The 8,029-nt window shown below is 64.2% G+C and carries 11 protein-coding genes; 9 read left to right on the top strand and 2 right to left on the bottom strand.

Features of this window, described 5'->3' with window-relative positions; all coding sequences use genetic code 11:
* The 9 genes from DEJ05_RS06655 to DEJ05_RS06620 form a co-directional block, all read left to right on the top strand.
* Nucleotides 1–745, top strand: a 745-nt coding sequence (locus DEJ05_RS06655; RefSeq protein ID WP_220037008.1) for a polymorphic toxin type 15 domain-containing protein, incomplete at its 5' end; no start/stop codon positions are given.
* An 8-nt stretch (nucleotides 746–753) separates the two neighbouring features.
* Nucleotides 754–1,329: a hypothetical protein gene (locus DEJ05_RS17825; RefSeq protein WP_128781153.1), complete on the top strand. Its 576-nt coding sequence runs from the start codon at nucleotides 754–756 to the stop codon at nucleotides 1,327–1,329.
* Nucleotides 1,286–1,924, top strand: coding sequence for a hypothetical protein (locus DEJ05_RS17820; protein WP_181440675.1), 639 nt, complete (start codon nucleotides 1,286–1,288; stop codon nucleotides 1,922–1,924). Before DEJ05_RS17825 ends, DEJ05_RS17820 begins: the two co-directional genes overlap by 44 nt.
* Nucleotides 1,925–2,001: 77 nt before the next feature.
* A complete protein-coding gene (locus tag DEJ05_RS06645; protein ID WP_111110051.1) occupies nucleotides 2,002–2,322 on the top strand; it encodes a hypothetical protein in 321 nt (106 codons plus the stop codon).
* Nucleotides 2,323–2,407: 85 nt separating this feature from the next.
* Nucleotides 2,408–2,689, top strand: coding sequence for a YrhB domain-containing protein (locus DEJ05_RS06640; protein WP_111110050.1), 282 nt, complete (start codon nucleotides 2,408–2,410; stop codon nucleotides 2,687–2,689).
* A gap of 433 nt (nucleotides 2,690–3,122) precedes the next feature.
* Entirely contained in the window at nucleotides 3,123–3,488 is a 366-nt protein-coding gene (locus DEJ05_RS06635) for an SMI1/KNR4 family protein (protein WP_146245031.1), read from the top strand.
* 3 nt (nucleotides 3,489–3,491) lie between these two features.
* A complete protein-coding gene (locus DEJ05_RS06630) occupies nucleotides 3,492–4,043 on the top strand; it encodes an RNA 2'-phosphotransferase (protein WP_111110048.1) in 552 nt (183 codons plus the stop codon).
* Nucleotides 4,043–4,804: a PoNe immunity protein domain-containing protein gene (locus DEJ05_RS06625; RefSeq protein WP_111110047.1), complete on the top strand. Its 762-nt coding sequence runs from the start codon at nucleotides 4,043–4,045 to the stop codon at nucleotides 4,802–4,804. Before DEJ05_RS06630 ends, DEJ05_RS06625 begins: the two co-directional genes overlap by 1 nt.
* Before the next feature lie 179 nt (nucleotides 4,805–4,983).
* On the top strand, nucleotides 4,984–5,559 hold the full coding sequence (locus DEJ05_RS06620) for a hypothetical protein (RefSeq protein ID WP_111110046.1): 576 nt from the start codon (nucleotides 4,984–4,986) through the stop codon (nucleotides 5,557–5,559).
* A 30-nt stretch (nucleotides 5,560–5,589) separates the two neighbouring features.
* Here DEJ05_RS06620 and DEJ05_RS06615 read toward each other — a convergent pair whose 3' ends face one another.
* Together DEJ05_RS06615 and DEJ05_RS06610 are read right to left on the bottom strand one after the other, a co-directional pair.
* Nucleotides 5,590–6,690 (bottom strand): DUF1266 domain-containing protein, encoded by a 1,101-nt coding sequence (locus DEJ05_RS06615; protein ID WP_111110045.1) that lies wholly within the window; start codon nucleotides 6,688–6,690, stop codon nucleotides 5,590–5,592.
* A gap of 23 nt (nucleotides 6,691–6,713) precedes the next feature.
* The gene (locus tag DEJ05_RS06610; RefSeq protein WP_111110044.1) at nucleotides 6,714–7,976 is read right to left on the bottom strand and encodes a DNA recombination protein RmuC; all 1,263 of its coding nucleotides are present in this window, start codon (nucleotides 7,974–7,976) and stop codon (nucleotides 6,714–6,716) included.
* Nucleotides 7,977–8,029: the final 53 nt, after the last annotated feature.

Raw genomic sequence — 8,029 nt, 5'->3', positions numbered from 1 at the left:
CGAGGCGTGGGAGACCATCGTGTCGGTGGCGAAGGTCGTCGTGGCGGTGGGTGGGATCATCGCGATGATCATCCCGGGGCCGTGGACGTTGATCATCGCGGCGATCGCGCTCGTGGTGTTGGCGGACACGTTGTACAAGATGAGCAAGGGTGAAGCCGACGGGTGGGACCTCGCGTTCTCCCTGCTCGACTGCGTCCCCGGTGCTGGTGTCCTGGGACGGGCAGCGGGCATCGCTCGATCCGTGAGTAAGGCAGCGTCAGCCGAGCGTCTTGTGGGAACTGCCGCGAACGGTGCGGCCAACCTCAGGAACGGATCAGAGGTCGTCGCCGGGATCACGAAGGTCGTCGTCGATGGCAGGCGGTCGGCGGTGCAAGGTGTCGAGATGACATTGAAGTACAAGAAGACGTGGGGCGCTGGCCGCCGGGCGGCCGCTGATCAGAAGGTTGCGCAACTCGATGACCTCGCTCGCAAGGGTGAACTCCGTTACACAGAGGTTTCGGAGGCCGACCGGAAATTCCGCGTGCGAGACGCATTGAAGAAGCACACTGGTCTTGACCCGAAGGGCATGGATGCTGACCACGTTCAAGACCTGCAGCTCGGCGGACAGAACATTGTGTCGAACTTCCAATGGCTTGATCGGAGTGTCAACAGATCGATCGGCTCTCAGGTCCGGCATGAGGTCGAGCGGCTACAGTTGGATCCAGGTGATCTCGTTCATCGCGTAACTATATCTATGCGGAAGTAGAACTCTCTTTGATCGATGTCAAGACGCTGCGTGAGGCAGTAGAACCTTCCTCCCTGAACATTACAAAGCCCGTGCGAGCGGAGCTGGACAAAGTTAAGAAGATCAGGTCGTTCGGTACCGATCCCGGAGGCGCTGCGCTGCTTCGTGGTTCGGCGCTGCTGGCGATATATGGTGATAAAAGCCGTAATATGCTACTCGCGCGATCGTTGCAAGTACCTGATTCAACGCTTCCGCACATCCAGAGAACCCGGCAGCGAGCCGCGTACGCGACGGCGTTTTACGCGTCCTATCGAGATTCGGTCGCGCCGTCGGTCGCGCAGCGGACCTTCGGATGGACGGTCAAATCACCCCTGCTCGAGGGGAAGGCTCTTCGCCATCACATCGACAGGTCGCCCGAGGAACGGGAGATGGATGAATTCATGCCGGTTTCCGGACATTTGGACCTGTACTCGGTTGACCTGACCATCTTGTCCACCATGTGGCTTTTCGGGGGATCGGACGCTTGGCCGATCCCACGCATAGAGGATGAGTGGGAGCGTAATGCTTCTGCTATTCGTGAACTCCCGGGGTATTCAATTGACTGAACTTCAGCTCGACGAGAGCGTGGGTGGCGTCGGCGCTCGATATGTGCCCAGAAACTTTCCCCCTGTACTGGCTGACGCAAATTGGTGTGGTGCTTCTTTCAATCGCGGCCTCCTTCGCATTCATGATTCAGTGTCGGGGCCTGAAGCTGCCGAGTCTGTCGCGCTTGCATTTGCGGGCGAAGTGAGCTCATCAGTGGATGTGGTCGCTTTCGACTGGGCGGGCCGACAATTTGTAGTCGATGAAGGAGCGGGGGGCGTGGAAGGTCAGGCCCACGCCATTTATGGCGCCGACCCGGCGACCGGACTGATTGAGGAGGTTGCCGACATTGATGAATTCCTTCTTCTCCTTCAAGTGCCCGAGGTGACCGCTGTCCTTCAATCACAGCGTTTCGAGCAAGCGCTCATTTATCACGGCAGGGATTCGTTGCGCTTCGACGAGGTCGTCGCAGTGCGGAAGCCGATGTTCTTCGGGGGGGAGGACGTGCCGGCTAACACAGAAATACAAGACGTGTCTGTGTATTGGGGTCTCAATGCCCAATTGATTCGAAAGGGAAAAGATGGAGGCGCCTTTAGGGGCTTCCGCGCGTCAGAATGAGCTGGTCCACTCGCGCACGAGCACAACGAGGCGTCGACCGTGGACGAGGTGAAGCGGTTCCGCAAAACCGGAACATCATGACTCCGAGCGACAGCCGAGTGAGTGTGGCCTACTGGACCGATGCGATAGAAGTCTTGACGCGCGGCATCGAGGGGTTTCGCCCGTTCAGTCATGTGTTCCGGGCCGACGACGTGCGAGCTGGGATTATTCGAACGACCGCGAACTTCGACAACGCGCTCTTTCTGTTGGGTGCGCGGTACTCGGCGGGCTTTCCGACGTCACTCCTCGCGGATGATCTCGAGTCGGTCGTCACTATCTGGGAGAACTGGAACCGCTACGCTGCCGTGCTCGGGGAGGGGCCGCGGCTGATTCAAAGATATACCGGGCGGCCATCTTGAATGCAGGCGCTGCGCGCATCCGGTCCATCCGCGGGACAGGGGTGACTTCGATCAACTCTTCCTACTCGAGACACGGTGATGTTGCATGCGAACTCTGAAGGATGCTCAGGACGAATTTGCGAAGGAAGTGCGCACTGACGAAGACCTTATTTGGGATAGGGGATGGATCGAGACCGACGATTGGTGGATCGTTCTGTACAATAGTCGAAAGTATTACGAGACGCAAAATCCATTGTTTAGCCTGGCTGGAAATGGCCCGTTTGTTGCACCAAAAGACGGCGGTGCATGTTTCACTCTTCAAGCAAATACCTCGGTCGAATCACAAATAGAGCAACGGGGTCAGCGGGTCATCAGTCGGTCTCGGTGAAGCCACTCCTGGCTCGCGCGTAGAAGAACGAGGTGACGGTCGAGGGTCGTACCCGCAGTGTTTCTAGCTGGAACTTTGGGATTGCTCGGGATTCCGTTGACCGTTGGTCGGGTGGCAGGGCAAGGCAGGAACTGATCAAGCGCCAATCTGAATTGATCCGACGATCTGCCAAGTCTCACACTGATTCTCCGGTGCGGGGGCCGAGTACACGAACCTCATCAACCGTTTACGGCAAAAGAGGTTGAACGCTTCACGAAGCGTCGCCACGCTGAGCCCCGAACGTTGGGGGGCGCTGAGGTTCGGATAAAGTGGCAAGGCGCGAATTGGTCGAAAGCGAATCCAGATCGGTCTCACGACCCCCGAAGCTCACCGGAGGACCACAGTGAGGGAACGTAGGCTCACAACCGTCGAGGAACGGCAAATCGAAGCGCGTTTGATCGCGCCCGAGGGATTCCAGTATCCCGAACGATTCCAACGTGTCCTTGCACAGGACCCACTTCCCGAAATCGATCCCTTCATGTGGACGTCTGAGTACGAGAACCAGGCAACGGACTGGGTTGACATCGTTGGGAAGCAGTATCCGACCCGTTCCCTCGTACCCTTCGCAAAGCACCAGGACACAGACGATGTGTTCTGCTTTGACGGTGGCGACCGGTCGGGCAACCCTCCCGTGCTGATCATCCACACGTTCGCTTCGCCCGGGACGGAGTACCGGGGGCAGTGGACGTCCTTCGACGTCTGGTGGGAGGAGATGGAGGAGCATCGAGCAGCGTGGCTCGCGGAGCAGGAAGAGGACTGAGACATGCCTCGTACGGACACGTCGATCAGCAAGGCGATGTCGCACGCGTTGCGGCACGAACCGGGTGCGTACGGGCTGGAGCTCGACGCCGACGGGAGCGTCCCGCTCGCAGACCTCGTGGACGCCTTGCAGCGGGCGGGCGTGGCAGCGTCCGAGGACGATGTTCACCGTGTGGTGGTCGAATCCGACAAGCAGCGCTTCGCCGTCGAAGGCGCCCGGATCCGTGCCCAGTACGGGCACTCGATCGACGAGCGCATCGTGAAGCAATTGATCGTTCCGCAGCCGGTGCTCTGGCACGCAACTTCCCCCGCTGCGGCTGAGTCGATCCTGCGCGACGGGCTCTTGCCGATGGGGCGCCAGTACGCGCATCTGACGACCGATCGCGAGCTGGCTCTGCAGGCTGGGCGGCGCAAGTCCACCGCTCCCGTCCTGTTGCGAATCGATGCAGCTCGCGCCCACCTGGAGGGCGTGGAGTTCTCGGAGGGGCACGACCGGGTGACCCTGGCCTTGTTCGTTCCCGCTCAGTACATCTCGGCGGAAACCTCCCGATCCTGATGCCGCTGTTCCGACGGGATGCTGGGCTGCGCCAGCGGGCGAGCGAGTTCAACGGTCGCTACTGGCGGAGTGCCATCCAAGTCACCTCAACCAACTGGGAGGGGCGCAGGGCAGCGGTGCACCGAGCAACGGATGCGGAGAAGCGACTGAGGGCGTTGCGCGGCGAATGGCACATGGGCCTCAAGCATCTGGTCGTGCAGTACTCCGCAGGTGTCAGCGTCGATGAGATCGGCGATGTAGCCGAGTCCGTCGCGGCCTCGTACCGTGCTTGGGTCACCTCCGCGCTCTCCGATGCCGGCCCTTCGCCCCGCCTCAGCGACGGGAACGAGTACTACATCAGCGTCTTGCAACTTCTCGGGATCACGGCGGGCTGTGGTCGGGACGACAGCGCGCGGACGATACTCGAATCCGTGATCAGGCAGGGCGCGGATCCGTTGTTCTCGGCTCTTGCTTCTGCACACCGGCTGGCCCTTCCCAGCGGATCCCCTGCGGCTTCGACGCCCAGGGTTGCGCGGCCTCTGCTGGCGGTTCTTCAACGGCCCGAAGAAGCGGACCGCACGATCCAGACCTATCTGACGGACTGGCCAACGCGTATGAAGTCGATGAGCTGGATGGGGTCCCTGGAACGGGTCAGACCCGGTGACTCGTACGGTCAAGGTTTCATCGGGTACTGGGCGATGGAACTGCCTGCGGTGGCCAGTGCCATCGATGCGCACCTCGACGACGTTGTGTCGCCCTTCCTCCCAGCGGACCTCTTGTGAAGTTCGACAGATCTTTGGTCGGGCAGCCCAGGTGAGGCAACGATAGGAACGAGTGTCGACGGGGCAATCGCGTGCGCTCCTCCCAGCGAGACTCTCGGTGAAGGCGGTCAACTGGCGGTCGAGCAGCGCCCTGTCGTTGCGAAGGCTCCTGGTCGCGACACGAACGAAGGTGGTTCAAGGTGATCGACGTCGAAGTGCTCCGCACAGCGCTCGATCCGTCCTCGATGGACGTTCCGAAGCAGGTCCGGAACGCCTTCGAGAAGGCGGCTCGGGTGAAGTCGTTCGTCACGGTTCCGGGCGGGGCTGCGCTGATCTGGGGATCGGTGTTGATCGCGGTCTACGGGGACGCTCCCCGTGTGAGCACGGCGGCACGCGCGCTGCGCGTCCCTGACGAGGGTGTGTCCCACACCCAATGGACGAGGCAGCGTGGTGCCTACGCGGCGGTGGCATTCGCAGCCGCTCGCGATTCCGACCCACCATCGGTTGCGGCACGGACTGCCGAATGGACGGTGAGAGAGCCGTTGATGCAAGGGAAGGCGCTTCGGCACCACATCGACCGGTCCGCCGAGGAACGGGAGATGGACGAGTTCATGCCGGTTTCGGGGCACCTCGCCGCCTTCGCATCGGACATGGTGATCGTGGGGACCATGTGGCTGTTCGGCGGGTCTGACGCGTGGCCGATCGGGCGGATCGCAGCGGAGTGGGCCCGCAACGCCGAGGCCGTCCGCGCGCTCCCCGGGTACTCCGACGCATGAGCCGTCGCCCCGACGGTGATCCTGTCGTGGTCAGGAGACCGACGCGTCGTCCTCGTCCGCCCACAGCGGGTCGCTGACGGTCCGCGGCAGCAGCGCCCCCGGCGACCCCGGCCACGGCAACCGCGTGACCGGCCAGTTCGAGGCGAAGAGCTCACGCCGCCCGGCATCGAACTCCTGCACCGTCTTGAGCTCGTCGTAGACCAGGGCGTACGCGGCCCGCAGGTTGTCGAAGTAGTCGTCCCACGAGTCGAACAGGGTGAAGGCGACATCGGAGACCAGGTCGATCGACGACCACGCGTCGTCCTCGCTCAGGAGCCCGGCGGCGTACGCACCTCGGATGGCGGTGACCGCGTTCTTGACGTCCATCGACCAGAGCAGCTTCGGCGGGCGGTCCGCTCGGCGTTCGAGCAGGCTCGAGCCTGCCCACGGGTCGGTGCCGAGCAGTGAGGACAGCCGGGTGAGCCGGGTCTCACCCTCGGCGGATCGGCTCAACGCGAGGAACTGCCACGACACGCTCTTCGGACCGAGCAGGTCGACGGCGAAGGCCTGTGCGTCCCGCCCGCTGGCGATCTTGTAGGTTTCGTCGAGTTCGCGGCGCAGGAACGTCAGCGGGGGCAGGGGGATCGTCACGAAGGGCGACGACGTGGTGTCCTGCAGGTACTCGCCGCCGAGCTCCACCCGCGAACCGTACGGGGCGAGCGACGCCGGCCACCATCCTTCGTGGAAGTCGCCGAACGAGGCGAGCGCCAGCTGCTGCAGTCGGCGGACGGGCAGCTCGCGGGCGCCGGTGCGCTCCCGGTACCGCCGCTGTTCCCGCACCGGCAGACCGATGTCACGGAGCGATGTGATGAAGGTCAGCACGAACCACACGACGACGGCGATCAGGAAGCAGCGCCACACCGCCTGGATGCCGTACCCGAAGTGCGCCCGGACGTCGTACGGGGCGAGGATCGAGATCAGGAGCACGACGAAGAACGCCACGATCGCGGTCGCCATGATGATCCACGCTGCGGCGCGGTCCCGTCGTCGCCCGGTCTGCTTCCGCGCCTTGGCGACCATCGCCCGGTGCCGCCAGCGTGGACGGACCGGGAACTCGCGGTCGCCGGGATGGTTCTGCAGTGCTTCCCCCATGACGATCGATCGTAGCGAGCAGCTCAGTCCTCGTCGACGGCGCCGACGAGCTCCGGCGCCGTGAGCAGCCGAGGCTCGTCCTCGATCGAGGACGGGTCGGCGATCACCTTCGACTCGTCGAGCAGCGACAGCCGACGGGCACTCGGCAGGACCTGGCGTTCGAGCGACCCGACGAAGCGGTTGTAGTCGACGACGGAGCCGCGGATCGAGCGGCCGAGCTTGTCGACGTGCCCCGCCATCGTGGACAGCCGGCCGTAGAGCTCGCGGGACACCTTGAAGAGCTCGTGGGCCTCTTGCGAGACGACGTCCTGTTGCCAGGAGAACGCCACGGTCTTGAGCACGGACCACAGGGTCACGGGAGAGGCGAGCGCGATGCGCTTGCGGAAGGCGTGGTCGAGCAGGCCGGGGTCGGCGGCGAGGGCGCTCGAGATGAGCGACTCGGACGGGATGAAGGCGACGGTGAGCTCGGGGGAGGCGTCGTAGCCGGTCCAGTACTCCCGTGCGGCAAGGGCGTCGACGTGCGCTCGGAGCGCCTTGACGTGCTGGGCGATGAGCTGGTCGCGTCGGGCAGCCTCGGCACCGGTGGCGGTCGCCGGGATCTCGGCGGCCTGCAGGTAGGCGCTGAACGGCACCTTGGCGTCGACGGCGATGGTCTTGCCGCCGGGCAGGTGCACGACCATGTCCGGGCGGGCGGAGCCGACGGCGGTGGTGACGGAGGACTGCACGTCGAAGTCGACGCGTTCGAGCAGCCCTGCGGCCTCGACCACGTTGCGCAGCTGCGTCTCGCCCCAGACGCCGCGCGTGCTGTTCGACGACAGGGCGCTGGCCAGGGTGTCGGCGGTGGCGCGCAGGCGCTCTTCCGACTCGGCGGCCGACCGGAGCTGCGCCGACAGTGCGCCGTACTGCTCGCTCCGCGACTGCTCGAGCTCGGCGATCTTCGTGCGCATCACGTCGAGCGTCTGCGCCACGGGGCTGAGCGCGGAGAGCACCTTCGACTCGTTCTGGTTCCGTGCCGCGTCGACGCCGTGCATGCGCTGCACCAGGTGCTCGAGCTCGGCGGAGCGCCGTTCGAGCGAGTCGACCTGGCGGCGGTACTGCGTGTCCTGGGCGTCGAGGCGTTCCTCGGCGTCGCGTCGGGCCGCCTCGAGCTGGCCGCGGAGCGCCTCGGCGATCGCACGGGACGACGCGGCGTCGATGCCCGCGCGCGAGCGGGCGAGCGACCAGGCGACGACCGCACCGACGGCGATGCCGATCACGAGACCGATGACCAGGGCGAGGATCTGCATGTCGCGACCCTGGCAGAACCCACCGACACCGCGCCTCCCGGCACTCCGGCGCG

The organism is Curtobacterium sp. MCLR17_045 (assembly GCF_003234405.1).
In the GTDB taxonomy this organism is placed as follows: domain Bacteria; phylum Actinomycetota; class Actinomycetes; order Actinomycetales; family Microbacteriaceae; genus Curtobacterium; species Curtobacterium flaccumfaciens.
Note: the sequence above shows the minus strand (reverse complement) of the source record. Positions and strands in the feature narration are given on the sequence as shown.

What these genes read in the sequence shown, in the direction of transcription:
- DEJ05_RS17820 (WP_181440675.1), top strand. Translation starts at nt 1,286, where the DNA reads ATGCTTCTGCTATTCGTGAACTCCCGGGGTATTCAATTGACTGAACTT.
- DEJ05_RS06615 (WP_111110045.1), bottom strand. Translation starts at nt 6,690, where the DNA reads ATGGGGGAAGCACTGCAGAACCATCCCGGCGACCGCGAGTTCCCGGTC.
- DEJ05_RS06645 (WP_111110051.1), top strand. Translation starts at nt 2,002, where the DNA reads ATGACTCCGAGCGACAGCCGAGTGAGTGTGGCCTACTGGACCGATGCG.
- DEJ05_RS06610 (WP_111110044.1), bottom strand. Translation starts at nt 7,976, where the DNA reads ATGCAGATCCTCGCCCTGGTCATCGGTCTCGTGATCGGCATCGCCGTC.
- DEJ05_RS06625 (WP_111110047.1), top strand. Translation starts at nt 4,043, where the DNA reads ATGCCGCTGTTCCGACGGGATGCTGGGCTGCGCCAGCGGGCGAGCGAG.
- DEJ05_RS06630 (WP_111110048.1), top strand. Translation starts at nt 3,492, where the DNA reads ATGCCTCGTACGGACACGTCGATCAGCAAGGCGATGTCGCACGCGTTG.
- DEJ05_RS06640 (WP_111110050.1), top strand. Translation starts at nt 2,408, where the DNA reads ATGCGAACTCTGAAGGATGCTCAGGACGAATTTGCGAAGGAAGTGCGC.